This is a genomic window from Pseudonocardia xinjiangensis (assembly GCF_050948425.1).
GTDB lineage: Bacteria > Actinomycetota > Actinomycetes > Mycobacteriales > Pseudonocardiaceae > Pseudonocardia > Pseudonocardia xinjiangensis.
The window spans coordinates 1910698-1937239 of record NZ_CP192009.1 but is presented as its reverse complement, the minus strand read 5'-3'; the positions used below and the strand labels follow the sequence as shown (position 1 = coordinate 1937239).

At 74.6% G+C, this 26542-nt stretch carries 22 protein-coding genes; 7 read left to right on the top strand and 15 right to left on the bottom strand.

From position 1 onward, the window contains the following. The first annotated feature begins 228 nt into the window (after window positions 1-228). On the top strand, window positions 229-810 hold the full coding sequence (locus tag ACQPZA_RS09150; RefSeq protein WP_433279808.1) for an RNA polymerase sigma factor: 582 nt from the start codon (window positions 229-231) through the stop codon (window positions 808-810). A gap of 31 nt (window positions 811-841) precedes the next feature. Here the strand turns inward: ACQPZA_RS09150 and ACQPZA_RS09145 are convergent, their stop codons facing one another. Next, window positions 842-3844 (bottom strand): helix-turn-helix transcriptional regulator, encoded by a 3003-nt coding sequence (locus tag ACQPZA_RS09145; protein WP_433279807.1) that lies wholly within the window; start codon window positions 3842-3844, stop codon window positions 842-844. 170 nt (window positions 3845-4014) lie between these two features. On the opposite strand from ACQPZA_RS09145, the gene ACQPZA_RS09140 reads away from it, so the two are divergent. Both ACQPZA_RS09140 and ACQPZA_RS09135 read left to right on the top strand, forming a co-directional pair. Beyond that, window positions 4015-4818, top strand: coding sequence for a DUF5995 family protein (locus ACQPZA_RS09140; protein ID WP_169396356.1), 804 nt, complete (start codon window positions 4015-4017; stop codon window positions 4816-4818). Window positions 4819-4879: 61 nt separating this feature from the next. Beyond that, a complete protein-coding gene (locus ACQPZA_RS09135) occupies window positions 4880-6541 on the top strand; it encodes an ABC-F family ATP-binding cassette domain-containing protein (RefSeq protein ID WP_433279806.1) in 1662 nt (553 codons plus the stop codon). A 9-nt stretch (window positions 6542-6550) separates the two neighbouring features. On the opposite strand, the gene ACQPZA_RS09130 is transcribed toward ACQPZA_RS09135, so the two are convergent. The 12 genes from ACQPZA_RS09130 to rimP form a co-directional block, all read right to left on the bottom strand. Beyond that, on the bottom strand, window positions 6551-7900 hold the full coding sequence (locus ACQPZA_RS09130) for an MATE family efflux transporter (protein ID WP_433279805.1): 1350 nt from the start codon (window positions 7898-7900) through the stop codon (window positions 6551-6553). Window positions 7901-7921: 21 nt separating this feature from the next. Next, the gene (locus tag ACQPZA_RS09125) at window positions 7922-8569 is read right to left on the bottom strand and encodes a class I SAM-dependent methyltransferase (protein ID WP_433279804.1); all 648 of its coding nucleotides are present in this window, start codon (window positions 8567-8569) and stop codon (window positions 7922-7924) included. Window positions 8570-8646: 77 nt separating this feature from the next. Further along, a complete protein-coding gene (locus ACQPZA_RS09120) occupies window positions 8647-8898 on the bottom strand; it encodes a hypothetical protein (protein ID WP_433279803.1) in 252 nt (83 codons plus the stop codon). Continuing rightward, entirely contained in the window at window positions 8895-10103 is a 1209-nt protein-coding gene (locus tag ACQPZA_RS09115) for a S8 family serine peptidase (RefSeq protein ID WP_433279802.1), read from the bottom strand. The genes ACQPZA_RS09120 and ACQPZA_RS09115 overlap by 4 nt, the downstream gene beginning before the upstream one ends. 61 nt (window positions 10104-10164) lie before the next feature. Continuing rightward, the gene (locus ACQPZA_RS09110) at window positions 10165-11778 is read right to left on the bottom strand and encodes an MFS transporter (protein WP_433279801.1); all 1614 of its coding nucleotides are present in this window, start codon (window positions 11776-11778) and stop codon (window positions 10165-10167) included. Window positions 11779-11912: 134 nt separating this feature from the next. Continuing rightward, window positions 11913-12911, bottom strand: coding sequence for a DHH family phosphoesterase (locus ACQPZA_RS09105; protein WP_433282734.1), 999 nt, complete (start codon window positions 12909-12911; stop codon window positions 11913-11915). Window positions 12912-12946: 35 nt separating this feature from the next. After that, a complete protein-coding gene (gene rbfA / locus ACQPZA_RS09100; protein ID WP_169396349.1) occupies window positions 12947-13396 on the bottom strand; it encodes a 30S ribosome-binding factor RbfA in 450 nt (149 codons plus the stop codon). An 18-nt stretch (window positions 13397-13414) separates the two neighbouring features. Then, a complete protein-coding gene (locus ACQPZA_RS09095) occupies window positions 13415-13717 on the bottom strand; it encodes a DUF503 domain-containing protein (RefSeq protein WP_433279800.1) in 303 nt (100 codons plus the stop codon). 67 nt (window positions 13718-13784) lie between these two features. Next, window positions 13785-16928, bottom strand: coding sequence for a translation initiation factor IF-2 (infB, locus tag ACQPZA_RS09090; protein ID WP_433279799.1), 3144 nt, complete (start codon window positions 16926-16928; stop codon window positions 13785-13787). Window positions 16929-17021: 93 nt separating this feature from the next. Then, window positions 17022-17378 carry a YlxR family protein gene (locus tag ACQPZA_RS09085; protein ID WP_312859131.1) on the bottom strand — a complete coding sequence of 119 codons (357 nt, stop codon included), beginning with the start codon at window positions 17376-17378 and terminating at the stop codon, window positions 17022-17024. Window positions 17379-17494: 116 nt separating this feature from the next. Next, window positions 17495-18514 (bottom strand): transcription termination factor NusA, encoded by a 1020-nt coding sequence (nusA, locus tag ACQPZA_RS09080; protein ID WP_169396346.1) that lies wholly within the window; start codon window positions 18512-18514, stop codon window positions 17495-17497. Continuing rightward, window positions 18511-19053, bottom strand: a complete 543-nt coding sequence (gene rimP, locus ACQPZA_RS09075) for a ribosome maturation factor RimP (protein WP_433279798.1) — start codon at window positions 19051-19053, stop codon at window positions 18511-18513. The genes nusA and rimP overlap by 4 nt, the downstream gene beginning before the upstream one ends. A 147-nt stretch (window positions 19054-19200) precedes the next feature. Here rimP and ACQPZA_RS09070 point away from each other — a divergent pair, with 147 nt between their 5' ends. Both ACQPZA_RS09070 and ACQPZA_RS09065 read left to right on the top strand, forming a co-directional pair. Then, a complete protein-coding gene (locus ACQPZA_RS09070) occupies window positions 19201-19683 on the top strand; it encodes a hypothetical protein (protein WP_433279797.1) in 483 nt (160 codons plus the stop codon). After that, the gene (locus ACQPZA_RS09065) at window positions 19680-20147 is read left to right on the top strand and encodes a ferritin-like domain-containing protein (protein WP_433279796.1); all 468 of its coding nucleotides are present in this window, start codon (window positions 19680-19682) and stop codon (window positions 20145-20147) included. The genes ACQPZA_RS09070 and ACQPZA_RS09065 overlap by 4 nt, the downstream gene beginning before the upstream one ends. A gap of 11 nt (window positions 20148-20158) precedes the next feature. On the opposite strand, the gene ACQPZA_RS09060 is transcribed toward ACQPZA_RS09065, so the two are convergent. Then, window positions 20159-21178, bottom strand: a complete 1020-nt coding sequence (locus ACQPZA_RS09060) for an aminotransferase class V-fold PLP-dependent enzyme (RefSeq protein WP_433279795.1) — start codon at window positions 21176-21178, stop codon at window positions 20159-20161. Window positions 21179-21197: 19 nt separating this feature from the next. Here ACQPZA_RS09060 and ACQPZA_RS09055 point away from each other — a divergent pair, with 19 nt between their 5' ends. Both ACQPZA_RS09055 and ACQPZA_RS09050 read left to right on the top strand, forming a co-directional pair. After that, window positions 21198-21608, top strand: coding sequence for a secondary thiamine-phosphate synthase enzyme YjbQ (locus ACQPZA_RS09055; RefSeq protein WP_169396341.1), 411 nt, complete (start codon window positions 21198-21200; stop codon window positions 21606-21608). Window positions 21609-21637: 29 nt separating this feature from the next. Then, window positions 21638-22996, top strand: a complete 1359-nt coding sequence (locus ACQPZA_RS09050) for a hypothetical protein (RefSeq protein ID WP_433279794.1) — start codon at window positions 21638-21640, stop codon at window positions 22994-22996. Window positions 22997-23033: 37 nt separating this feature from the next. Here the strand turns inward: ACQPZA_RS09050 and ACQPZA_RS09045 are convergent, their stop codons facing one another. Further along, a complete protein-coding gene (locus ACQPZA_RS09045; RefSeq protein WP_433279793.1) occupies window positions 23034-26399 on the bottom strand; it encodes an FHA domain-containing protein in 3366 nt (1121 codons plus the stop codon). Window positions 26400-26542: the final 143 nt, after the last annotated feature.

Below are 26542 nucleotides of genomic sequence, written 5' to 3'. Positions count from 1 at the left end.
TCCCGTCGTCGCCCCCCGGCTGTGTCGTCCTGCTCCTGCTCCCCGGATCGAACGGCGAGCGGTGTCGGACCGCGGGATGAGTCACGGGTGGGAGCCGGTGATACGGCGGCTGCCGCAACTGTCACCGATCTAGGGGGTCCTACGGAGTACACCTAGGGCGTTGTCCTGACGACATCCGAGCCGGATCCCTCGACGCTGATCACGAACCCAGTGACGAAGGAGCCGGCGATGACCGCGTCCACCGCACCGACGACCCAGGACCTCCGCAACACCGAGCTGGTCGCGCTGGCCGCACAGGGCGACAACCGGGCGTGGGCCGAGATCGTGGCCCGGTACCGCGGTCTCGTCACGGCGGTCGTGCGCAACTACCGGCTGCAGGACGCCGACGCCCGCGACGCGGAGCAGCGCACCTGGCTCCGCCTGGTGGAGCACCTGGGTTCGCTGCGCGACCCCGACCGGCTCGGCGGCTGGCTGTCCACGACCGCGTCCCGGGAGTGCCTGCGGATCCTGCGCGAGGGCCAGGGCATGGTGGCCCTCGAGATGGACGCGGTGCCCACCTCCGACCCGGGGGTGGAGGAGCAGGTGGTGGACGCCGACACCGCGGCCCGGCTCTGGCGGATCGTGGGCACGCTTCCCCCGCGCGGCCGGACGATCATGACCGCGCTGTTCGCGGACGAGCCGCGGCCCTACGCGGAGGTGGCGCGGGACACGGGGATCCCGATCGGGAGCCTCGGGCCGAGCCGGGCCCGCCTCATCGACCGCGTGCGGCGCACCTTCGACGACGGCGCGTTCGCGACGGCGGCCCAGTGACGGCGGCCCAGTGACGGCGGCAGAGTGACGGCTACGGGGCACCAGCCCGCTTCCCCCGGTGCGCGGGCGCCGACCGGAGCCAGATCGCGCTGGCCTGCACGCGGCTGCGCACGCCGAGCTTCGCGTAGATGTGGCTGACGTGGACCCCGACGGTCTTCTCGCTGATGAACAGCCGCTGGGCGATCTCCCGGTTGGTGTGGCCGCCGGCCAGCTCCGCGAGGACCTCGAGCTCGCGGGCCGTCAACGCGGCCAGCTCGTCCTCCTGTTCGGCCGAGGCGACGGCGACCGCCGGTGCGGGGGCCGGGACGGTCTGCGGCGCCGGGGCGTCGATCCGTACGCGGGCCCGTTCCGCGAGGTCGACGACCTCCGCCATGAAGGGCTCTGCCCCGAGCTCGCGGGCGAGGTGCCCGGCATGGCGCAGGGCCTCCGTGGCCGCCACCGACTGGGCCCGGACCGCGAGCAGCGCCTCGGCCCTGCGCAGGTGGGCATACGCGCGGGGGTAGGGCTGGTTGCGCGACTCCCAGAACTCGGCCACGCGCTCCCACGCCTGCGGGTCGGAGCGCTTGCGCGCCCGCCCGTCCTCGGCCTCGCACATCTGGACGAAGCCCAGCACCATGTCGCGGACCGCGGGCACCGACGCCGCCGAGTTGCGGATCAGCTCAGCGGCGTGCCGGCGCAGGCGGGCGTCGATGCCGTCGTCGGCCCGGCGCAGCCCCAGCCGCGCGAGCTCGGCGCGCGCCCTGGCTCCGTGCCAGACCAGCGGGGCGACGAGCCACACGTCGTCCGACCCCTGCTCCACGACGTCCAGGCCCGCGGCGACGTGGTCGAGCGCCACGTCCGGGCGGTCCTGCCACATCGTGAGCCCGGCGCGGAGGGTGAGCAGCGGAATGCGGTAGCGCGGGCCGATGGTGCTCGCCGAGAGCACCTCGACGGCCTCGAGGTCGTCCTCCGCAGCGGCGAAGCGCCCCCGCCCGATGTCGAGCCGGGCCCGGGACAGCCGCAGCTCCAGAGCCTCCGCGCCGCTGGGTGCCACCTCCCACGCCTCGGCGATCGCCGCGTCCGCCTCGTCCCAGCGCCCGAGGCGGAAGAGGCCGTTGGCCGCCACGGAGATCAGTCCGACCCCCGCGCTGCGGTCCAGTCCCAGCGCGTGGACGCGGTCGATCCCGGCCCGGGCGATCTCGACGCCGCGGTCCAGCTCGTTGAGCGGCCCGGACAGCAGCTCCGCGAGGCTGCGGTAGGCCCGCGCGATCTCCCGGGGCTCACCGGCCCGCTCGGCCACGGCGAGCGACTCGCGCAGGGCCGCCTCCCCCGCCTCCGGGTCCTCCCGGTAGGCCAGGCTGAAGCCGAGCGTCGCGAGGGCTCTGGCCTCCTCCACCGCGAGCCCCATCCGCCGGGCGGGCTCGAGCGCCCGCTCGGCGGCCACCTGCGCGCCAGCGAAGTCCCCCGCCGTCCACAGCGCCGACGCGTGGCCGCCGAGCACCTCGGCCCGTTCCCGGTCCGAACCGGACGCGGGCAGCGCCGCGGTGGCCCGGCCGAACGCGAGGGCGGCCTCCGCGCCGCGGCCGGCCGCCACGAGGTACTGGCCGGTGCGGGCGTGCAGCAGCGCCTCGTCGAGGTCACCGGGCCGGTGCGGCGTCTCCATCAGGTCGAGCCGCTCGGCGAGCAGCGCGACGGCCTGGTCGGCGTCGCCGGCGAGGTGGGCCGCCTCGGCGGCCCGCTCCAGGCAGATGGTGCGCGGGACGGGGGCCGCGGACAGCCCACCGGCCAGCCGCGCGGCCCGTAGCCAGTGGCGGTGCGCCTCGGCGTAGCCCCGAACCCGGTAGGCCGACTCGGCCGCCGCCACGGTGGCGGCGGCCGCGCGCTGCGTGTCGCCCGCCGACTGCCAGTGGTGGGCGAGCCGGGCGTCCACGCCGGGCAGCTCGCGCGCCCAGGGGGCCTCGAGCGCCGTGGCGTAGCGCTGGTGCAGGTGCATCCGCTCGCCCGGCAGGAGCTCCCGGATGACGACGGCGGTCATGAGCCCGTGCCGGAGCCGGTAGCCGTCCACGCCGTCGTCGACCACGACGACGCCCGCGTTCACCGCCTCCCGCAGGGCACCGAACAGGTCCGGCCCGCCGCCGTCCAGCACGGTGTCGAGGAGCCGGTGCGGCAGCGGCCCGTCGCACAGCGCGATGGCACGCACGGCGCGCAACGCCGGTTCGGACAGCCGGTTGACGCGCGACAGCACGAGCTCGCGCAGCGTCGTCGGCAGGCCCGTCGGGTCGCCCTCGAGGGCGGCTCGCACGGTCTCCTCGGCGATGAACGCGTTGCCTGCCGAGCGTTTCCACACGAGCTCGACCAGGTCCGTCCGGCCCGGGGCGAGGGCGTGCACCAGCTCCGCCACCGCCTTGCGCCCGAGCGGCTCCACCTCCATGCACCGCACCTGGCGGTGGCGCCGGAGCTCGTTGATCATCGTGCGCGCCGGGGACGAGTCCGAGGCCTCATCCGTGCGGTAGGTCCCGACGACCAGCACCCGCTCGTCGGCGAGGTTCGCGACGAGGTAGGCGAGCAGGTCGAGAGTGGACCGGTCGGCCCACTGCAGGTCCTCCACGACGAGCACGACTACCGAGCGCGCCGCGAGGCGCAGCACCACGCGATGCAGCAGCTCCAGGGTCTGCACGCGCGCCTGCTGGGCCGCGAGCGCGGGAACGGCCGGGCTCAGCGCCACGAGCTCGTCGAGCTGGTCGGCCCACGGCGCCAGCAGCCGCTGCACCTCCTCGCCCCGCGCCGACCGCAGGAGGGAGCGCAGGGCCGAGGCGACCGGCCAGAACGGCGGGCTCTCCGCGATGTCGGTGGCGCCGCCGAGGAGCACGGTGGCGTCCGCCCCGTCGGCGCGGCCGACGAGGTGCTGAACGAGCCGTGTCTTGCCGACGCCCGCGTCCCCGACCAGGAAGACCGTGGCCATCCGGCCCTGCTGCACCCCGTCGAGCGTCGCTGTGAGCAGAGCGAGGTCATCGTCCCTGCCGACGAGCGGAGGCGAAGCCAGGCGCTCGGTCACGTGAGGCGACGTTAGGCCATGCGGACGATCGGAATCCAGAGGGCCCACACCGCCTTCCATGACGGGGGAGATCATCGCACCACCTGGCACCTGCCGTATCAGGACGGCGGGTGGCCCCTCCTCACCTGGGGCCGTCACCCGAACGTGGACCTACACGAGAGGAGTTCGCAGTGGACATCGAGGACATCGGAGATGCGGCGCGAGCGGTACGGGGGCCGGGTTCCACGCAGCAGCTCGCCGTGCTCGCCGGGGGCGCAGCGCCGACGTCGATCCCCGAGGTGGTGGAGCGGCTCGCTGCCATCCACCAGCACGCGGCGAGCACGTCGATGCGCGGGAACAACGACGGGATCGCGGCGTTCACCCAGCTCTACCACGTGATCACCGCCCGGATCGGGCAGATGGCCGACAGCGGCGACTTCCGCTCACCGGAGTTCCTGATCCGGCTCGACATCGAGTTCGCGGAGCGCTACCTGCGGGCCCTGCGCACCTACGCCGAGAACATGCACGAGACGCCGGGGGTCTGGCGGCTGCTCTTCGACAACCGCAGCAACCCCCGCATCGCGCCGGTGAACTTCGCCGTGGCGGGCGTCAACGCGCACATCAACTTCGACCTCTCGTGCGCGCTCGTGGCCACGTGGAAGCACATCGCCCCGGACGGCGACGGGCGGGAGAGCGACCAGTTCCACGACTACTGCCTGATCAACGACGTCTTCGAGAAGGAGATGGACCCCCTGCGCGAGGAACTGGGCTCCCTGCTCAGCCGCGGGCCGGACGACGCCATCTGGGACCGCACGGCCAACTGGATGGCCGACCTCGTCATCCGGTTCACCCGCGATCTCGCGTGGGACGAGGCGAAGCGGGTGTGGGAGCGCGGTGCCGATGACAAGGTGCTGCGGGCCTCGGAGGAGAAGCTCGACGCGATCGCCTCCCTCGTCGGGCAGGGCCTGCTGCGGGTCCCGGTCCTCCCGGTGTAGGCCGGGGCCCCGCCGATATCGGCTCGACCGCCGGGCCGCCACGCTGCACCATCTCCGCTTCGTGGGACACATCGAGGCGATGTCGGTCGGCCACCGGCTCCCCGACGGCCGGACGCTGTTCTCCGACGTCAGCTTCCGCGTCGGTGACGGCGCGAAGATCGCGCTCGTCGGACCGAACGGCGCCGGGAAGACCACGCTCCTGCGCATGATCGCCGGCGACCTGTCGCCTGCGGCGGGCAGCATCGCCCGCAGCGGTGGCCTCGGGGTGATGCACCAGTTCATCGGGTCCATCGCCGACGACCGCACCCTCGCCGACCTCGCGCTGTCCCTCGCCCCGCCCGCCGTGCGCGCGGCCGGGCTGCGGCTCGGTGCCGCCGAGCGGGCACTCGACGACGGCGAGCGTTCGCAGCTGCGCTACGCCGATGCGCTCGCCGACTGGGGTGAGGCCGGCGGGTACGCCGCCGAGGTGGAGTTCGACACGGCCGCCGTCGCGGTGCTGGGCCTGCCGTGGGCCCAGGTGAGCGGGCGCCCCGTCGCCACCCTCTCCGGAGGCGAGCAGAAGCGGTTCGCGCTGGAGCTGCTGCTCCGGGGCCCCGACGAGGTGCTGCTGCTCGACGAGCCCGACAACTTCCTCGACGTCCCCGGCAAGCGCTGGTTGGAGGGCCGGATCCAGGAGTCGGCCAAGAGCGTGCTGTTCGTCAGCCACGACCGCGAGCTGCTCGCCAGGACCGCCCAGCGCGTGGTCACCGTCGAGGCGGGGTCGGCGTGGGTGCATCCGGCGGGGTTCGCGTCCTGGCACGACGCGCGGGTGGCGCGCCACGAGCGGATCGACGAGGACCGCCGCCGGTGGGAGGAGGAACGCGCCAAGCTGGAGCGGCTGGTGGCGTTCTACCGGGCGAAGGCCGCGTCCAACGACGACATGGCGTCGCGCCTGCAGGCCGCGCGCACGCGGCTGGCCCGGTTCCTGGAGAGCGGGCGGGACGGGAAGGGCAAGCCTCCGGACAAGCCCCGCGACCAGAACGTCCGGATGCAGCTGGGCGGCGGGCGCACCGGGAAGCGGGCTCTCGTCTGCGAGCAGCTGGAGCTGGACGGGCTGACCTACCCGTTCGACCTGGAGGTGTGGTTCGGCGACCGGGTGGCGGTGCTCGGGGCCAACGGCTCGGGCAAGTCCCACTTCCTGCGGCTGCTCGCGCGCGGGGGCAGCGACCCGGAACCGGGAGCCGTCCCGGCGAGCGGTGCGGCGCTCTCGGCCGTGCGGCACGCCGGCGTGGCGCGGCTCGGTGCCCGCGTGCGTCCCGGGCACTTCTCGCAGACCCACGACCGGCCGGAGCTGACCGGACGCACGCTGCTGGACGTCCTCGTCAGCGGGGACGCCGACCGGTCCGGCCGCACCCGCGGCGCCGCCATGAAGGCGCTGGACCGCTACGAGCTGGCCGCGCAGGCCGAGCAGCGGTTCGAGACGCTGTCGGGCGGTCAGCAGGCGCGGCTGCTGATCCTGCTGCTGGAGCTGTGCGGCGCCACGATGCTGCTGCTCGACGAACCGACCGACAACCTCGACCTCGCCTCCGCGGAGGCGCTGGAGCAGGCGCTCGGCGCGTTCGAGGGCACGGTGCTGGCGGTGACCCACGACCGCTGGTTCACCCGCGGCTTCGACCGCTTCGTGCTGTTCGCGGGCGACGGGGAGGTGCGGGAGACCAACGAGCCGGTGTGGTCGGCGGGGTGAGCGCGACCGTCATCCCGCCGGGCGGACGGCGCCGGTCACCACCCACCGGTCCGAGCGGGCCCGCAGCCCCACCGCCAGCAGGCGGAACAGCATGAACAGGGTCAGCCCGGCCCAGATGCCGGCCAGGCCCCAGCCGAACGCCAGCGAGGCCCAGATCAGCGGGAGGAACCCGAGCACCGCGGCGGCCAGCGTGGTGGTGCGCAGGTAGGCGGCGTCCCCGGCGCCGAGCAGCACGCCGTCCAGGGCGAACACCACCCCGGCCACGGGCTGCATGGCCGCGAAGAACCACCAGGCGACGGGCACCACCGCGAGCACCGCGGGGTCCGGCGTGAACACCGGTGGCAGCACCCCGGAGAGCGCGGCGAACAGCGCGCCGAACCCGACGCCGAGCACGAGCCCGTAGCGGGTGACCTGCCGGGCGAGTGCCTTCGCCCGCTCGGCTCCCCGCTCGGGCGACCCCAGCGCCGCGCCCACGAGCGACTGCGCCGCGATCGCCACCGCGTCGAGCACCAGTGCCTGGAAGAACCACAGCTGCAGCACGATCTGGTGGGCAGCGGCGCTCGCCGCACCGAACCGGGTGGCGACCGCCGCGGCGGACAGGAAGCACGCCTGGAAGGCGAGGCTGCGGGCGATGAGGTCCCGCCCGAGCGCGAGCTGCATCCTCAGCACGGCAGGCCGGAGCCGCAGCGGCACCCCCTCGGCCCGCGCGGCCCGGACGAGTGCCCCGAGGAACAGGCCGGCGCCGACCGTCTGACCCGCGACGTTGGCGATCGCGGAGCCGACCAGGCCCAGGCCTGCCCACCCACCCAGGCCGTGCACCAGCACGAAGCAGCTCACCGCGGACAGCCCGTTGCCGGCGAGCACGTAGCGCAACGGCCTCGCGGTGTCCTGGACCCCGCGCATCCAGCCGTTGCCCGCCAGCGTCACCAGCACCAGCGGGGCCCCGAACAGCGCGACCCGCAGCCAGGACACGGCGGCATCGGCGATGGCACCGCCGTCACCGAGCGCCGTGGCCACCGGACGGGCGACGAGCTGGCCGACCACGATCACCACCAGCCCGACCGCGAGCGCGAGCCAGGTGGCCTGCACCCCCTCGCCGACGGCGTCGCCGCGCCTGCCCGCCCCGTACAGCCGCGCCGCGCGGGCCGTGGTGCCGTAGGACAGGAAGTTCAGCTGGCTGGTGACCTGGGCGAACAGGACGGCGGCGACGGCGAGACCGGCGAGCGGCACCGCGCCGAGCCTGCCGACGACCGCGGTGTCGACGAGCAGGTACAGCGGCTCGGCCGCCAGCACCGGCAGCGCGGGAGCCGCCAGCCGCAGCACCTCCCGGGCCGGGAGGCGGTCGCTGGTCAGGGTCATCGAAGCGGGCTCATCGAGGGTTCAGCCACCGATGGAGGGCCCCCCGCGCGGACGTCGGCACACGTAGACGAACGCAGGCGGCACGTTGCGCCATACCGTGGCGGTGACGAGCACCTCGTCGAACGTCTCCCGCAGCGTGCGCCGGAAGCGCCGCGCCGCGCCGAGCGTCATCCCGTGCAGGTACGCGAACGTGGTGAAGGCCCCGGTCGAGCCGATCGCGCTGCTGATCTCGCCCAGCAGCGCGGTCTGCGTGGAGTCGTCGAACAAGGCCCACGGCAGGCCGCAGATCACGGCGTCGACGGAGGTGATCCCCCGCTCGCCGAGCAGGGCGCCGAGGTTCGCCGCGTTGCCCGGCACCACCTCGAGCCCCGGCCGGGTGCGCCGCAGGAAAGCGACCATGTCGGGGTCCAGCTCGACGGCGAGGTGCCGGGCACCGGGCGGCAGCTTCTCCGCGATCACGGCACTCACCGCACCGGTGCCCGGCCCGAGCTCCACCACCACCGGGGAACCCGCGCCCGGCACGACCGACGCCAGCACCGCCCCGAGCCGCGGCGAGCTGGGCGCGATCGCGCCCATCGTCGCCGGCCTGCGCAGGGCGGCCGCGAGGAAGGCACGGCGGGCCGACCTCGCGGGGGGCTCGGTACGGGCGGGTCCGGTGTCGGACGTCATCGGGCTGGGCTCCTTCGTTCGATCGCGCCCACCGTAGCCGGGACGGCAGGGGGGCGGATCAACCGGCGATGCGCCGCCTACTGGGGCGCATCGGGTGGCGGGAGTCGCACGGTGCGCCCCGGCTCCACCGCCGCCACGCCGTCGAGGTCGGCGAGGGACTCCCAGCCGGGCGGGGCCGAGCCGGTGATCACGCCGACCGGCTCCAGCACCTGCTCGACCTCCATCCCGGCCGCGCGCAGCCGGTCGGCCAGGCGGTCGAGCTCGTCGAGGTGGGCGTCGTCGACGGTGACCGTGACCGGCGTCTGCTCGGGGCCTGCGGGCGTCGTCACGACGGGGCCTGCGCCAGCCCGGCGCCGACGTCCTGGGCGGGCAGTCCGAGCGGCCGGGCCGCGCCGACCAGCGCGTCCCACAGCTCCCGGCCGTCCGCCCCGCTGCGCTGCGCCCACAACGCGGCGATCCCGGCGACGTGGGGGGTGGCCATGCTGGTGCCCGAGATCGTGTTGTACCGCCTCGGGACCGGCCAGCTGGAGTAGACCGCCACCCCCGGCGCCGCGATGTCGATCTCGCCACCGTCGACGTCGCCTGCCGCGGCCGAGAAGTCGGCCACGGCCAGTGCGGCGTCCACCGCCGCCACCGCCAGAATCGACGGGCTGTTCGCCGGTACCCCGACGAAACCGGGATCCCCCTGGGAGCGGTGCGCGTTGTTGCCCGCCGCCGCCACGATCAGCGTGCCGGCCGCGAGGGCGCGGCGCCCCACCGTCTCGTAGGCGGTGGAGATCTGGCGCTGGTCGGCGCCGAGGGACATCGAGATGATCTGCGCGCCCGCGCTGATGGCCCAGCTCATCCCGGCGAGGATGTCGGCGTCGGTACCGCTCCCCTGGTCGTTCAGCACCTTGCCCACCAGCAGCCGTGCCCCGTACGCCACCCCGTAGCGCGGGCCCTGCGGCGGGTCGAGCGGCCCTGCCATGGTGCCCGCGCAGTGCGTGCCGTGCCCCTGGACGTCCTGGGCCGTCTCCCCGTCGACGAACGAGCGCGCGGTGATGTCGCGGCCGGCGAAGTCGGGATGCTGCAGGTCGAAGCCGGTGTCGAGCACTGCGATGGTGATGCCGGCTCCGGACTCCGCCGACGCGAGCACACCCGTGGCCTGCAGGCCCCAGGTCGACTCCGCGGTGTCGGTGAACTCCTCCTCCTGCGTGGAGTCGATCGGAGCCACGTCCTGCAGGGCATGCACCACGCGCTCCGGCTCCACGGCCAGCAACCGGTCGTCGGCCGGTTCGAACAGCCCCGCCGCACCCACCCGCTCGGGTGCCACGGTGACGACCGCGATCCCGAGCTCGGCGAACAGCAGCGCGCCCGTCCCCCCGAGGTCACGCACCCCGATGTCACCGTCACGGGTGGAGACGACGTCCTCGGTGCCGCTCACGTCGCGCACCACTGCACGTGAGGCCTCGTCGTCCCCGAAGACGTCGTCGTTGAGCACGAGCAGGAAGCGCCCCGTGGTGGAGGCCGTGGGTGCCCCGTCAGGTCGAGTCATCGACCCATGGTGGCCGATGATCGACCGACCCGCAGATCATCTGCCCCTTCGGACACTCGATCTACTCGATGAGGGCTTCCCGCCGGACGATGTTGTCCGACCGGCCGCCGCGCATGGCGGCCACCGTCAGCACCGCGGCGAACAGGGCAGCGGCACGGCAGACGGCGAAGCCGACCGCGAAGCCGTGGCCCAGCGCGTCGTAGGCGACCTGGTGGGCGGCCGCACCCGGTTGGCCCGGCATGATCGCGTTCACGGCGAGCGGGCCGCCCTCCCCCGCCACGGAGCGGGCAGCGTCCACCTCGCCCGCGGGAAGGCCGGCACCGGCGACGGTCGAGGTGAACCGTGCGCCCGCCTCGCCGAGTGCGACGGCGCCGATCACCGCCGGGCCGAGTGTGAAGCCGAAGTCGCGCAGCAGGCTCGTGGCGGCGCTGGCCATGCCCGCGTAGTGGATCGGAACGGTGTTGACGGCCGTGGCGGTGATCGACGTGACGGCCAGCGCGAACCCGATCCCCACCAACCCGATCGGGACGACCAGCGAGGTGAGTGTGGTGTCGGCGATGGGCACTGTCGCCGCGGCGAACTGGCCTGCGGCCATGAACAGGAAGCCGGATCCGAGCAGCCAGCGCGGGTTGACGCGTTGGAGCAGCCACGAGGTGAGCGGGATCAGCACGAACGCCGGCCCCTGCAGGAGCAGGAACGGCACCGCGGTCCGCAACGGGCTCTGGAACTGGACGGGGCCCAGCCGGATGCTCGTGGCGTAGGCGGTGCCGAGGAAACTGAACATGCCGATCACGGCGACGGCAGAGGCCACCGCGAATGCCCGGTTGCTGAACAGATCCAGCCGCAGCATCGGCGATGCGGCCCGGGACTCCGCCACGACGAACAGCGCGAGGAAGACGGCCGCCACGACGAACCCGGCGATCACCGCGGTGTCCGTCCAGCCGTCCGTGGGGCCCTGGATGACGGAGTAGAGCAACGCGATCAGGCCGACGGCCAGCGTCACCTGGCCACCCCAGTCCAGCGACCGCCCCTCGGGTGCCCGGGAGTCGGTCGCGAACGCGAGACCGAGCACGATCGACACCACGCCGAGGATGCCGACGACGATCAGCGACCACCGCCACGAGCCGTAGCTGCCGGTGATGCCACCCAGCACCGGAGCGATGACGCCCCCGGCGGACAGGAAGCCCGCCCACAGCGCGATGCTCCTCGACCGGTCCCTCGTGGTGTGGGTGCCCGCCACCAGCATCGCCAGCGACGTCGGGAACACCGCTCCGGCGCCGAGGCCGGCCAGCGCCTGTCCCACCCAGACCACCTGCACGACGGGTGCCGCCGCCGCGACGAACTCGCCGGCCGTCAGCAGGACGCCGCCGATGACGAGCAGCAGCTTGCGTCCGAACAGGTCGCCCAGGACGCCGAAGCTCAGTTCCAACGCAGCGACGGGGAGCAGGAACGCATCCGAGATCCAGGTCAGCTGCGATCCGACGGGGTGCAGGTCCTGCTGGAACAGCCCGTTCAGCGTCGCCGGGGTGGCCAGGCTGATCTGGGCCACCATCACCGCGATGCACGCGACGACCAGCGTGCCGACCGGGAGGCCCTGCATCGTGGCGGACCCGGCGGACTCCGACTGTTTCTCCCGCGACGCCGAAAAGGTCTGAATAAAGAAATTCGCCCGCACGAAACAATACTATCCGGCGGCCGGTAACCCCTTCGCAAATAAACTTGCCACCACATCCGATACACGCGCCGATAACAGGCGAAATGCGGCGAATACAAGTTGAGGAAAAGAGCCTCTGGTCCGGAGACAGGCGGTCAGGCCGGGCGTTCCACTGCGTCGAACGTCCCCAGCGCGTGCCGGAGAGCCGCGAGCACCTCGCCCCTCGAGCCGTCCCGGCTGAAACCCGCCGCCGCGCGGTGGCCACCTCCACCGAGCAGCCCCGCCGCCGCGGCGACGTCGACGCGTCCCTTCGACCGCAGCGAGGCGGTCCAGCGCCCGGGGCCGACCTCCTTCAGCACCGCGGCGACCTCGGCCTCGGCGGTGGTGCGGAGCACGTCCACGACGCTGTCGATCTCCTCGACGCGGAAGCGGGTGGTGTCGGCCGACGACACACACGCGTGCACCAGGCCGAGACCACCGGCCGCGTCCGGCTCCAGCACAGCGCTCTGCAGGAGCTTGCCCAACGCGTCCAGCCATCCGTAGGGGTGGGTGTCCATGAGCGGCCCCACCACCGCCTCGGCATCCACCCCTGCGGACAGGAGGTCGGCCGCCATGCGGTGCGCCGCCGCACCCGCAGTGCGGAACCCGCGGGTGTCGGTGACCAGCCCCGCGTACAGGCACCGGGCGATGTCGGCGTCGAGCGGCTCCCCCATCGCAACCAGCACGCGGTGGGCCAGCACGACCGTGGCCTCCGCCCGGGCGTCCAGCACCTGGACGTCGCCGAACCCCGGGTTGGACGCGTGGTGGTCGATCATGACCGACGAACCGGCGGCGTCCAACCGGTTCGCCAGGCTCCCGAGCCGGGACGGCTCGGCGGCGTCGCAGGCCACCAGCACCTGGGGGGCGATCGGCACCTGGTCCGGGGGGACCACCAGCCCCAGCACGTCCAGCGGGAGAAGCGTCTCGGGCACCTGCTCCGGCGTCGCGAACGACACCCGGACCGCGGCGCCGCGGCGCCGCATCGCGATGCCCAGAGCCAGCGCGCTCCCGAGCGAGTCGGCGTCCGGGTTGACGTGGGCCAGCAGGGTGACGTCCTGCGCCTCCGTCAGCACCGCGGCGGCAGCCGCGACGCACGCGTCGAGGGAGCCGGCCACCGCCTCCCCGTCGTCACAGGGGGCACCGCGTGCGATCACTCCTCCTCGGCTCGCTCGCGCGGGGTGCGGTAGGGGTCGGGATCACCTGCCGGACGGGCCCCTGCCGCGAGCCGGGCCACCTCGGCATCGGACTCCCGCGTGCGAGCCAGTAGCTCCTCCATACGGCGAGCCTCGTCGGGCACCTGGTCGGGCACGAACGCGAGCGACGGCGTGTGGCGGATACCGGTGCCCGCCCCCACCAGGGAGCGCAGGACGCCGGTGGCGCTCGCCAGGGCGGCGGCAGCACCTGCGGTGTCGGGATCGGCGTCGACCGTCTCACCCAGCACCGTGTAGTAGAGCGTGGCCTCCCGGAGGTCACCGGTGACGCGCGTGTCGGTGATCGTCACCATCTTCAGGCGCGGGTCCTTGACCTCGTGTTCCAGGGCGGCAGCCACGATCTGCGAGATCCGCTTGGCCAGCCGGCGGGCGCGGGCCTGGTCCACCATCACGTGCTCCTCTAGGTCTTACGACTCGTCGTCGTCGGGGCCCAGCATGCGCTGCCGGGCCGACAGCAGCTCGAGCTCGGGGCGGGCGGCCACGAGCCGCTCGCACCGGTCGAGCACCTCGGTGACATGCCCGTGGTCGGCCGCCACACAGCTGACGCCGAGCAGTGCACGGCGATGCAGGTCGAGGTGGCCCGCCTCGGCGACAGCCACCTCGAACTTGCGACGCAGCTCAGCCAGGACGGGCCGGACCACCGACCGCTTCTCCTTGAGGGACTGGACGTCCCCCAGGAGGACGTCCAGTTCCAGCGCTCCGACGAACATGGGGGTCTCCACGGCCATCCGGTGAACGCCGCGGGGGGAGCGGCGGAACCGCTCCCCCCGCGTCGCGTCAGCTCCTCGGCTTCTCGCGCATCTCGAAGGTCTCGACGACGTCGCCGACCTTGATATCGCTGTAGTTGCCGAGGGTGAAACCGCACTCGAAACCCTCGCGGACCTCGACCACGTCGTCCTTGAACCGCCGCAGCGAGCTGATCGGCAGGTTGTCCGCGATCACCACGCTGTCGCGCAGCAGCCGGCCCCGCGCGTTACGCCGGATCGTGCCGGACATCACGAGGCAACCGGCGATCGTGCCGACGCGCGAGGACTTGAAGACCTCGCGGACCTCGGCCCGGCCCAGCTCGACCTCCTCGAACTCGGGCTTGAGCATGCCCTTGAGCGCCTTTTCGATGTCCTCGATGGCCTGGTAGATCACCGAGTAGTACCGGATCTCCACGCCCTCGCGGTTGGCCAGCTCCGTGGCCTTGCCCTCGGCCCGGACGTTGAAGCCCAGGACGATGACGTTGTCGGCGATGGCGAGGTTGATGTCGCCCTCGGTGATGCCACCGACACCGCGGTGGATCACCCGCAGCTCCACGTCCTCGCCGACCTCCAGCTGCAGCAACGCGTCCTCGAGGGCCTCGACCGTTCCCGAGTTGTCGCCCTTGATGATCAGGTTGAGCTGGTTGGTCTCCTTGAGCGCGGCGTCCAGGTCCTCCAGGCTGACCCGCTTGCGACGCGACGCCAGCTCGGCGTTGCGCTCGCGGGCCCGGCGCCGGTCGGCGATCTGGCGAGCCACCCGGTCCTCGTCGACGACGAGGAACGTGTCGCCTGCGCCTGGCACCGAGGTGAACCCGATGACCTGCACCGGACGCGACGGGAACGCCTCGATGACGTCCTCGCCGTGCTCGTCGAACATCCGCCGGACGCGCCCGGAGGCGTCGCCCGCGACCACCGAGTCGCCGACCCGGAGCGTGCCGCGCTGCACCAGCACCGTGGCCACCGGGCCGCGACCGCGGTCCAGGTGGGCCTCGATCGCGACGCCCTGCGCCTCCATGTTGGGGTTGGCCCGGAGGTCGAGGGAGGCGTCGGCGGTGAGCAGGATCGCCTCGAGCAGCTGGTCGATGTTGATGTTCTCGCGCGCCGAGATGTCGACGAACATCGTGTCGCCGCCGTACTCCTCGGCCACCAGCCCGTACTCGGTGAGCTGCTGACGGATCTTGGCGGGGTTGGCCCCCTCCTTGTCGATCTTGTTGACCGCGACCACGATCGGCACGTCGGCCGCCTGGGCGTGGTTGATCGCCTCCACCGTCTGCGGCATCACGCCGTCGTCGGCCGCGACCACGATGACCGCGATGTCCGTCGACTTGGCACCGCGGGCACGCATGGCGGTGAACGCCTCGTGGCCCGGGGTGTCGATGAACGTGATGGGCCGTTCGTAGCCCTCCAGCTCGGTGACCACCTGGTAGGCACCGATGTGCTGGGTGATGCCGCCGGCTTCGCCCTCCATGACGTTGGCCTTGCGGATCGTGTCGAGAAGGCGCGTCTTGCCGTGGTCGACGTGACCCATGACGGTGACGACCGGCGGCCGGATGACCAGGTCCTCCTCGCCACCGGCGTCCTCGCCGTAGGAGATGGAGAAGCTGTCGAGCAGCTCGCGGTCCTCCTCCTCGGGGCTGACGACCTGCACCTGGTAGTTCATCTCGGTGCCGAGCAGCTCGAGGATCTCGTCGGACACCGACTGCGTGGAGGTGACCATCTCACCGAGGTGGAACAGCACCTGCACCAGCGACGCCGGGTTGGCGTTGATCTTGTCGGCGAAGTCGGTGAGCGAGGCACCACGCGGGAGCTTGATCGTCTCGCCGTGGCCCTTCGGCAGGCGGACGCCGCCGACCGAGGGGGCCTGCATCGAGTCGAACTCCTGGCGCTTCTGCCGCTTCGACTTGCGACCCTTGCGGGCCGGGCCACCGGGACGACCGAACGCACCCGCGGCTCCACCGCGGCCACGGCCGCCGGCACCACCGGGACGACCGCCACCGCCGCCACCGGGACGGAAACCGCCACCGGCCGGGGCACCGCCGCCACCGGGACCACCCGGGCCACCGCCACCGGGGCGGAAGCCACCGCCACCGGGACGACCACCGGGACCGCCCGGACGTCCGCCCGGACCACCGGGGCGCCCACCGGGGCCACCGGGACCACCACGGCCACCGGGACCGCCAGGACCACCACGCCCTGCAGCCGGACGCGCCGGCATCATGCCGGGGTTCGGCCGCGGAGGCATGTTGCCGGGCGACGGGGGACGCGGGCCGGCGCGGCCGGGCTCACCCGGACGCGGAGCCGAGGGACGAGGCCCACCGGGCCGGGGACCGCCCTGGGGGGCGGGGCCGCCCTGCGCCGGACCCTGACCCTGACCGCCCTGAGCCGGGGGCTGCCCCGGAGAGGGCGGGCCGGGACGCGGCGGGGCCGGACGCGGCGGGGCGCCGGAACCGACGCCGAACGGGTTGTTGCCCACCCGCGGCGTGCGCGGGCCGGGACGCGGGCCACTCGGCCGCGGCGGCACGACGGTGCTCGGGTCGGCGGCGGCGGGCCGCTGCTGACCGGGCGTGGCCGGGCTCTGCGAGCCGGGCTGCGGACGCCCGGACTGGCCGGGCGCGGGCCGCTGCGGCGCGGGACCGGGCGCGGGCCGGGTGGCCGGCTGAGCCGGCGCCGAAGCGGCCGGGGCCTGCGCGGCGGGAGCCTCGGCGGCCGGAGCCTGTGCGGCCGGGGCCGGGGCGGCGGGCTGCTGTGGCTGGCTGCGCTCGGGCTCCTGCCGGGACGGCACGGCCGACGGTCCGGGCCGGGGCCCGGGACGCGGGCCGCTGGGCCGCGGACGGTCCTGCGACCCGGTCGAGGCGGGCGCCGGTGCGGACGCCGCCGGGGCGGCGGGCTGCGGACGCGGGCCGGGCACCGGACCACCGGCGGAGGGCTGCGCCGGGCGCGGCGGGACCGCCGACGGGCTGGGGGCGGAACCCCCGGGCCGGGGCCTGCCACCGGAGCGTCGGCCACCGGAGTCGCCGTTGGACATGGATTCGCGAAGTTTCCGGGCCACGGGGGCCTCGACGGTCGAGGACGGGGACTTCACGTACTCGCCGAGATCCTGCAACTTGCTCAGGACTTGCTTGCTGCTGACGCCGAGCTCTTTGGCGAGCTCGTGCACGCGGGCCTTGCCTGCCACTGCACTCCTTGTTTATCGGAGGCCGGCGGCGGTTTCCGCTCGACCTCGAACCTAGTGTCGAAGCACGTTCATGGTGCGATCTTCACGACTGGCTCATGACGGGTCGACCTTGCTTCCTCGTGTGACGGACCCGGGTCTCTCCCGGGCCCCGCTCGCGGTACTGCCCATCCGCACTGCATCGTTCGCGTGCTCGCTCAGACCCCCACCTTCGATTCCGGCCCGCACCGGACCGGTGTCCAGCGGACCCGGGACGCGTAACGCCCGCGGGAACGCCGAGCGCCGCTCGGCACGGTCCAGGCACTCCGGAACCGGGTGCAGCCATGCACCCCGTCCGGGGAGCCGTCGCCGTGGGTCCGGGGTGAGTACCCCGTCCACCACGACGACCCGCAACAGATCGTCGGCCGTTGATCGGCTCCGGCATCCTATGCAGGTCCGAACAGGTCCCGCCACGGATCGGAGATCCGGAGCGGGGATCGGACGAGCGGGAGCCAAACCCGAAGTGTGGGCCGTGGTGGAGTGTAGCGCAGCACCGTTGTGCGTTTCGCCCTCGCCGGGTACGCCGCGGCTCAGCCGACCGACTCCGACTCGGGGGCGTCCACGGCCCCGCGGGGGTCGGCGTCGCTGCGGATGTCGATGCGCCACCCGGTGAGCCGGGCCGCCAACCGGGCGTTCTGGCCCTCCTTGCCGATGGCCAGCGAGAGCTGGAAGTCGGGCACCACGACCCGGGCGGTCTTGGTGCGGGCGTCCAGGACCGTGACCGACACCACTTTCGAGGGCGACAGGGCGTTGCCCACGAACGTCGCGGGGTCCTCGGACCAGTCGATGATGTCGATCTTCTCTCCGGCCAGCTCGCTCATCACGCCCCGCACCCGGGCCCCGACGGGCCCGATGCAGGCGCCCTTGGGGTTGACGCCCGGCACGGTCGAGCGGACGGCGATCTTGGACCGGTGACCGGCCTCCCGCGCCACCGCGACGATCTCCACCGAGCCGTCGACGATCTCCGGGACCTCGAGGGCGAACAGCTTGCGCACGAGGTTGGGATGCGTCCGGCTCAACGTGATCTGCGTCCCACGCATTCCCCGGGTCACGCCGACCACGTAGCACCGGATGCGCGACCCGTGCTCGTACCGCTCGCCGGGGACCTGCTCCGCCTGCGGCAGCACACCCTCGGTCTGGCCGCTCAGCTGCACGATCACCACACCGCGGGCGTTGGCGCGGGCGTCGCGCTGGATGACGCCCGCGACGATCTCGCCCTCCTTCGCGGCGAACTCGCCGTAGGTGCGCTCGTGCTCGGCGTCGCGCAGCCGCTGCACGATCACCTGGCGGGCCGTGGTGGCGGCGATCCGGCCGAAGCCCTCGGGGGTGTCGTCCCACTCGGAGTCGACGGCCCCGTCCGGGCCCATCTCCTGCGCCATGACCCGCACCGCGCCGGTCTTGCGGTCGATGTCGATGCGGGCGTGCGCCTGGTGCCCGTCGGTGTGCTTGTAGGCGGTGAGCAACGCGGTCTCGATGGCCTCGATGACCGTCTCGAACGGAATGTCCTTCTCACGTTCGATGGTGCGCAACGCCGCGATGTCGACGTTCATGCCGTGTCCTCCTGAGGTGGCTCGGACGCCCCCTGCAGCAGCTGCAGCTCGGCCTCGGGTGCTGGCCGGAACTCCACCTGCACGCCGGCGTGGTCCACGTCGGCGTAACGCAGCTCGCGCAGCTCGCCGTCGACGAGGAGCGTGACCGCGTCCTCGCCTGCCCGGCCGACCCGGCCGGTGAACGTCACGCCCTCGCGGGTGCGGACGGCGACCTGGCGCAGATGGGCGCGCCGCCAGTGGCGGGGGCCGGTCAGCGGGCGATCCACGCCCGGCGAGGTGACCTCGAGCGTGTAGGAGCCGCCGATGAGGTGCTCGTGCTGGTCCAGCTCGGCCGAGACGAGCCGGGACAGATGCGCGATGTCGTCGAGCCCGATGCCGGAGTCGGAATCCACCACGACCTTGATGGTGTGACGACGGCCCGCGGCACGCACGTCGAGCTGGTCCAGCTCGAACCCGGCGTCGCGGACGATCGGTTCCAGCACGCCGCGCAGCTGCTCGGGCGGCTGCCCGGCATCCTGCGCGGGGCGGGGGGAGGGCATCGTGACTCCTGCTCGTTCGGTTCTCCGCCTACGCGGCACTGCGGCGGATGCCGCTTCCCGGGTGCGGTGGGTTTGCCAGGGTATCGCGCCACACCATGGCAGCGGCCTGGCAGGATGGGCGAGCGGCGAGCAGGGTGAGGAGAAGTCGTGAGAGGACCGTCCGGGCCGGCGTCCGTGCCCGGGATCAGCCGTCGCCGGGTGCTCGCCGGGCTTCTCCTGCTACCGCCCGCGCTGGCCGGCTGCTCGATCGGCGCCGGCGCGGGCGACGGCCCCGATCCGCTGATCGCGCTGGCCGAGGCCGCCCGCAGCGACGCCGCACTGGCCGCCGCGGCCGTGGCCGCATCGCCCGCTCTCGCCGACCGGGTGCGCCCGCTGGCCGACGCCCGCACCGCGCACGCGGTCGCACTCGAGGCCGAGGTGGCCCGCGCCGACCCCGACCGGGCCCCGGTGCAGCCCACCACGCCGCCCGCCCGCCCGGCCTCGACCGTCACCCTGGCCCAGGTGCGCGCCGCCACGGTCGCTTCCGGCCAGGCGGCGGCCGCCGCCGTGCTCACCCTGCCCGTCGACCGCGTCGGGCTCGTCGCCTCGGTGGCGGCGTGCTGCGGCGCGTACGCCGAGGTGCTCGGATGACCGAACCGCCTCCGCCCGGTGGGCCCACGATCGACAAGACGGCCATGGCCGCGCTGCAGAACGCACTCGCGGCCGAGCACGCCGCCGTGTGGTGCTACACCCTCATCCCCGCGTTCCTGCCGCCCGACCAGATCAAGCAGGCCGACGCCGACGCCGACGCGCACCGGAAGCTGCGTGGTGCGGTCGAGCAGACCCTCAGCCTGTACGGGGCGCAACCGGTGTCGGCCCAGCCCGCGTACCACACGCCCCAGCCGGTGGTGGACGGTCCGTCCGCGGCCGCGCTGGCCGTCGTAGCGGAGACCGACGCGCTCACCGCCTGGCTGTCGGTGGTGGAGCACACCACCGACCGCCAGGTGCGCCAGGCGTCGCTGTCCGCCCTCACGTCGGGCACGCTCCGCTGCGCCCGGTGGCGGGTGGTCGTCAGGACACCCCCCGCGATCCCGATCTTCCCGGGCCGGCCCTGACCCGGCGCTCGTCAGGTGAGGGCCGCCAGTGCGCGGGCGCTGTCGGCCTCGGTGTTGTAGAGGTGGAACGCCAGCCGGGCGGCCCCGGCACGGCCGCTGGCCACGACCCCGGCCGCGGTCAGCCGTTCCATCGCCTCCGGCGTGCGGACGGCGACGATCGCCGACCCGGCAGGCTCCATCCCCAGCGCCGCGCGGAACCGGTCGGCCAGCCCGACGCAGTGTGCGTGCACCGCCGCGCGGTCGAGCCCGGCGAGCCAGGGCAGGGCGGCGGCGGCACCCACGTGGCTGTACCAGGCGGGCGACGTGTCGAGGGACCGCGCATCGGGAGCGAGCCGCATCGGCATGCGGTAGATGTCGGCCCAGCGGTCCGCGGAGGCGTACCACCCCGCCGACGTCGGCACGAGCTCCATCTCGGGCCGCACCGCCATCCACGCCGCCCCGCGTGGGCTCAGCAGCCACTTGTAGGCGGCGGCCACGACGACGTCGGCCCAGCTGAGGTCGGCGTCGAACCAGCCGAGTGACTGGCTAGCGTCGAGCAGCACGCGGGTGCCGCTCGCCCGGGCGGCCCGCAGGGCGTCGAGGTCGGCGACCCGGCCGTCGGCGGACTGGACGACGCTGACCGCGACGAGGTCGTGGTCGGCGGCCCGCTCCCCCAGCTCCGCGGGCTCGGCCACCGTGACCGTCACGCCACGGGCGGACTGGGCCGCGAAGGGCCAGCTCACGCTGGTGAACTCCCCTGACGCCACGAGCACCCGCGTCCCGTCGGGCACGCTCGCTGCCACCAACCCGACGAGCTCGGACACCGCCGAGCCGATCGCCACCCGCTCCACATCGACCCCCACGAGCCCGGCGAAGGCGGCCCGGGCGAGCTGGACCGGCTGCTCGAAGTCGCCGGGTCGTCCGGCGCCCGTGCGCCAGTCCCGCACCGCCGACTCGACGGCATCGGCGGCCGCCGCGGAGGGGATGCCGATACCTGCCGTGTTGAGGTAACCGTCGGGGACGTCGAACTCCTGACCGAATGCGCTGCGCATGAGGCGGGACACTACGAGGATGGACAGCCAGCTGATCGAGATCCGCACCGGTTCCCGGGAGACCGTGGTGGACCTGACCGACGAGATCGCCGCCTTCCTGCGTTCGACCGGTGCCCGTGACGGCCTGCTGCACGTGTGGGTTCCGCACGCCACGGCGGGCCTCGCCGTGATCGAGACGGGCGCAGGCAGCGACACCGACCTGCTCGCCGCGCTGCGTGACCTGCTCCCCGCCGACGACCGCTGGGGGCACCGGCACGGTAGCCCGGGGCACGGCCGCGACCACGTCCTGCCGGCGATCATCGCGCCGTCGATGTCCGTGCCGGTTCTCGACGGGCGCCCCGCGCTCGGCACGTGGCAGTCGGTCTGTCTCGTGGACACCAACGGCGACAATCCCGTCCGGTCGGTGCGGCTGTCGTTCCTGGCGGGTTGAGCGCAGCGTCCGCCCTCTACCCTTGATCCGTGACGACGAACGGTGGAGCGCAGCCGCCGCAGCCCGGGCCCGACGACCGGCAGTCCGACCGGACGGCCCCGTCGGAACCCGTCACCCGCAAGCTGCCACCGGACCCTCGTGCGGACGCTGCACCGGGGTCCGCACCGGACACCAACCCGTGGAGTGCGCCGACCACGGAGCCGGGCCCGGATCCTGCGCCGGAGGCGTCCCCGTGGACCCCGCCCCCACCGTCCACGCCACCGTCGTCGCCGCGGACGATGCCGGAGACCTCGCCCTGGACGCCGCCACCCGCGGCGGAGCCCGCCACGGAGGCCTCCCCGTGGACACCGCCACCGGCACCGCCGAACGCACCGGACACCAACCCGTGGAGCACGCCGCCGACGACGGATCCGGGCCCCACCACCGAAGCCCCCACCGCTGCCACCGCCTGGACCGCGCCACCCGCCACGGCCCCCGAGACCGCGCCGTGGGGCCTGCCGGTGGTGGACGCTCCACCCCCGCCGGGGCCGACGGAGGCCGGGGCCTGGGGGCCGCCCACCCCGCCTGCGCCGTGGGCCGCTCCGCCACCACCGCCTGCCGCGGGCGCACCATGGGCCGGGCCCGGGCCGTCGCCGTATGCAGGGCAGGCCGGAGGGTCGTGGCCACCACCTCCGGGCCCCCAGGGGTGGCCCGGGAGCGGCCCGGCGGTTGCGCCCACCGGCCCGCCCCGGCGCAGCCGGCGGACGCTCATCGCGCTCGTGGCCGTGGGAGCCGTGGTGCTCGCCGGTCTCGGCGTCGGCAGCTATCTGCTGATCGGGTCGCGCACGGACGCAGCTGGGGCCGGGCCGGTGGCCGTGATCCAGACCCCCGTCCTCAGCTATGACGTCCCGGCCGACTGGACGCAGGGCGGGGACCCTCTGACCAACCCCTTCGGGCTCGACTTCACGGGTGTGGCGCGCGGCCCCGAGTACTCGTGCGGCGGCCGGTCCTTCGTCCGCGGGATCGTGGCGAGCGCGGTGCTGCCGGGGACGGTCGCGCTGACCTCCGTGCCGGCGCTGACGCAAGGTCTCGCCCAGGCCCTCTACACCCCGCCCGACGGCAGCAGGCCGGACGTCACGGCAGGAGCAGCGCGCCCGATCGACGTCGGCGGTGTCCAGGGCACCCTGGTGGAGGCGACGGCGCGGACCGCGACCGACGACGGGTGCCTGGCCACCGCGGGCACCGTCCTCGTGCTCGCCGTGCCGACCACGGGGACGGACGGGAAACCGGCCATGGCGGTGCTCCTGGTGAACGGGGACGACGCCGGCGGCCCGCCGGAAGCTCCCCCGTCACCGTCCCGGGCCACGCTCGACGCGATCGTGGCCAGCGCCCGGCCGGTCACGATCTGACGCGGGCGGGCTCGGCTGCCGCCGGGGAGGCGACGGGTCAGCGCACCCCGGGGGGTGCCTCGAACAGGAACGTCCGTCCGCCGAGCCGCACGCGGGTGCCCGCCACCAGCCAGCGTGACTGCCGTGGTGGCAGTGCCGTCCAGGCCGACTCTCCCGGGCCCGCCACGAACGTGCCGTTGCGCGACCCGGAGTCGACGAGCAGCACGTCCCAGCCGTTGACGCGGATCTCGGCATGGGCCCGCGACACCGCCCCGGACGGGTCCTCGACGAGGAGCGAGCGCAGCGAACCGGCCCGGACCCGGGGGTCGGCCTCCGGCATCCGGCCCACGAGATAGTCGCCGTCGACGCTGTGGGTGGCGCCGTCGTCGAAGATCAGCGTGCCCAGCGACGGCCGCGGACCGGAGACGAGCGCGCCGCCGCGGTCCTCCACCCGCGTCCCGCACGTCAGGCAGGACTGCGAGCGCGGGTCGTTGAGATGGCCGCGCGGGCAGAGGTGGCCGCGTACCTGGGGTGCCTCGGCCCCGCTCGGGTGGGCGTCGCCTGCTGCGGCCTCGCCGGTTGGCCGGGCCGGTTGCTTCGACGGCTCCGACGGCACGACGCCGGGGACCCGCTCGACCTGCAGCTGCGTCTGCTCCGCAGGACTCTCCGGCTGCACCCGGGCCGCGGCGGGCTTCGAGGTTCCGGCGGCGGCCGCGGCGCGGCCTGCCGACTTGTCCTCCTCCGGCCGGCCGTGGCGGGGGCCGCCCCCTCGCGGGGGAGCGTCGGCCTCCGCGACGTCGGAGGCGGCGGCGAACCACGCGTCCGACTGGATCGCCGTCGCGGAACCGCCGTTGGCCCGACGCCGCGAGGACTCCGGGGCGAGCGGGTGCACCGACGCAACGCCCGACCCACCGGACTCGGCCCCGGTGGCATCGTCGCGGCCCTGGTTGCGGGGCACCAACTGGGCGACGGGCGCGAGGCCACCCGGTGCGGCATCGTCGGACCCCGGGTCGCGCGTGCCTCCGGGATCTCCGGCGGCACCGTTCTGGCCGGCACCCTTGGTGGCGGCCCCGTTCGTGGCTGCACCGTTCTGGACGGGACCGTTCTGGACGGGACCGTTCTGGCCGGCGCTGTTCTTGCCGGGTTCGTTCCGGGCGGCGCCGTTCTTGGCGGCCCTGCCGGCGGATGCGCCGGCCGATGCGGTGCGGCGAGGATCGTGCTGGCCGGTGCTGCCCCGACCGGCCGCATCGCGGTCCGGTGCACCCCGGCCGGCGTCCTTGCGGTCCGACGCCCGGCCCGTCGCGGCACCGCCCGAGGACGAGCTGACCGACCCGGCCCCGTTCGACCCGGCCCCGTTCGACCGAGAACCGTTCGGGCCGGCCCCATGGGAGCCGGCCCCGTTCTGACCGGCACCGTTCTGGCCGGCCCCGATCGACCCGGCTCCGTTGACAACTGCGCCGCTCGACCCGGCACTGCCCGCCCCGGTGGTGCCGGACCCGGCTCTCCCCGTACCGGCCCCGTTCGGGCCACCCGGTGTGGCACCGCCGGTCCGTCGGTCGCCAGGCTGGGTGCGGTCGGCGGTGCCGCGACCCGGAGCGGCCCGGTCAGCGCCACCCGCCTCAGGACGCTCCGATCCCGCGCGGCCCTTGTCGGCTCCGCCCGCTCCCGTGCCCCCGGCGGCGGCCCGACCCGAGTCGGTGCGGCCGGTAGCGGCGCGGTCAGCGCTGCCACCCGCCGCGGCCCGGCCCTGGCCGGCCCGCTCGGCGCCGACCTGCCCGGCACGGTCCGGTTCGGCCGCACCGGCAGCCGGAGCACGACCCGGCCCGCCGCCACCCGGAGCAGCGGACCCGGCCCCAGCGCCACGCGCACCGGCGGCACCGGTGGCCGGGCGGGTCGCGTCGGCACCGTCGGACTCGGCGCGCGCCGGTGGGCGCTGCGGCTCGGCCGCGCGGGACGCGGTGGAGGCCGTCGCAGCCCGGCCCGCCTGCCCGGTACCCGACTGCCCGGTGTCCGAGGGTCCGCTGCCCGACCGGGCGTCGTCGCCGGACCTGTCCCCGGCGGAGCTGTCCGAGGAGGACCGCTCGCTGCTGGACCTGTCGCTGCGGGATCGGGCGCCCTCGGGCTCGGCACGACCGGCGTCGGCTGATCCCCGGCCCGCAGCCGCGGTGGACGAGCGGGTGGCGGCCCCACCTGCGCCGGCCTTCCCGGCCTCGGCCCCGTTCCGGCGGTCTCCACCGCTCCGGTCAGCACCATTCCGCTCGGCGCCGGCCAGCCCGACGACCTCCGGCGCAGCGGAACCGCGGGCGTCGGCACCGGCGTCGTCATCGGCGGCCTCGCGGACGGGCGCACCGGCCGCCGCGGAGTCGGCGGAACCCGCGCCCGGTGGCGCGTCGTTCCCCGCTCGTCCGTCGGACTCGTCGTCACGCTCCCCGTCGGCGCTGCCGCCGGACTCGGGGAGCGCGAAGTCGTGGCTCCCCACCGCCCGCAGCACCGAGCCGTTGGCTCCGAGGCCACCCCGGCCGGCACCGACGCGCCCGGCTCGCCCGCGGCGGGCACCAGGCGGGGTGCCACCCGGCCGCTCGGCACCGGCCCGGCGGGCTCCCGCCGGTAGCCCGGGCCACGCACCGTTGACCGACCCGGACCCCGCCCGGCCGGCAGCGGAACCACCCCGGGTGTCCCCGATGTCGCTGCCCAGCAGCTCTGCGCCCAGCACCTCGCTGTCCAGCGCCTCGCTGCCGCCGAGCATCCCGTGCCAGGCGGGACTGTCGTCCGCGCTCAGGTCGGCGGACCGCCGGTTCGCCGCCCGGCCGCCTGCCGTCGGGCCGGCGTCGGTCAGGTTCCACGGGGAGCGTTCGAGCTCGACCGGAACGTCGTTGAGGTCCGGCCACGCCGAGTCGGCAGGCGACCGCGACGCCACCTCCTCCGCGGGGTCGCCCCCGGCGGGGCGGCGCGAGTGGACGAGCACGGCGCCCGCTCCCGGCACCACACCGGACCGTAGGTCGTGCACGCCGTCCACCAGGTCGGACGGGACCCGGCTGCCCTCGAGCACGAGCACCCCGGGGGCGGCCTGCCGGGGCAGCAGCCGGTCGGTCCACGTGGCGGCGTGGGCACCGGACAGCTCGATGCCGCTCTCGGGGACGACCAGCCCGACCGAGCCGAACAGGAACACGGCCCACTGGTCACCGGTGATCGCGACGGTGCCGAACCGCAGGTCCGCCTTGGGGGCGTCCGGGCCACCGAGCCACATCGCCAGACGCCGGGCCAGGGTGCGGCCCGGGTCGGGGCCTGCGGTGCCTGCGCACACGTCCAGCAGACGGCGCAGGACCGCGCGGTCCGCACAGTCGGCCACGCAGACCAGGCCGGGCCAGCGTCCGACGACCCCGTCGCCGGGCACGACGGCGGCCCGTAACGCGTCGAAGTCCATTCGGGTCAACCTCCTCCCGCGGAACCGCCGGGGCGCGATCTGCCGACGCCGAGGGAGGCGGCACGGGTCCGGACCGGAGCGTCACGCGTGGGGAGCGCCGCTCGATCCTCGTGCCGCAGCCTCGCGTCCGCTGCGTCGAGCAC

Coding starts and splice junctions, on each gene's coding strand:
- ACQPZA_RS09065 (WP_433279796.1), top strand. CDS start 19,680: ATGACCGAACCGCCTCCGCCCGGTGGGCCCACGATCGACAAGACGGCC.
- ACQPZA_RS09045 (WP_433279793.1), bottom strand. CDS start 26,399: ATGGACTTCGACGCGTTACGGGCCGCCGTCGTGCCCGGCGACGGGGTC.
- ACQPZA_RS09055 (WP_169396341.1), top strand. CDS start 21,198: ATGGACAGCCAGCTGATCGAGATCCGCACCGGTTCCCGGGAGACCGTG.
- rbfA (WP_169396349.1), bottom strand. CDS start 13,396: ATGGTGGACCAGGCCCGCGCCCGCCGGCTGGCCAAGCGGATCTCGCAG.
- ACQPZA_RS09125 (WP_433279804.1), bottom strand. CDS start 8,569: ATGACGTCCGACACCGGACCCGCCCGTACCGAGCCCCCCGCGAGGTCG.
- ACQPZA_RS09060 (WP_433279795.1), bottom strand. CDS start 21,178: ATGCGCAGCGCATTCGGTCAGGAGTTCGACGTCCCCGACGGTTACCTC.
- ACQPZA_RS09115 (WP_433279802.1), bottom strand. CDS start 10,103: ATGACTCGACCTGACGGGGCACCCACGGCCTCCACCACGGGGCGCTTC.
- ACQPZA_RS09130 (WP_433279805.1), bottom strand. CDS start 7,900: ATGACCCTGACCAGCGACCGCCTCCCGGCCCGGGAGGTGCTGCGGCTG.
- ACQPZA_RS09150 (WP_433279808.1), top strand. CDS start 229: ATGACCGCGTCCACCGCACCGACGACCCAGGACCTCCGCAACACCGAG.
- rimP (WP_433279798.1), bottom strand. CDS start 19,053: ATGCCCTCCCCCCGCCCCGCGCAGGATGCCGGGCAGCCGCCCGAGCAG.
- ACQPZA_RS09095 (WP_433279800.1), bottom strand. CDS start 13,717: ATGTTCGTCGGAGCGCTGGAACTGGACGTCCTCCTGGGGGACGTCCAG.
- nusA (WP_169396346.1), bottom strand. CDS start 18,514: ATGAACGTCGACATCGCGGCGTTGCGCACCATCGAACGTGAGAAGGAC.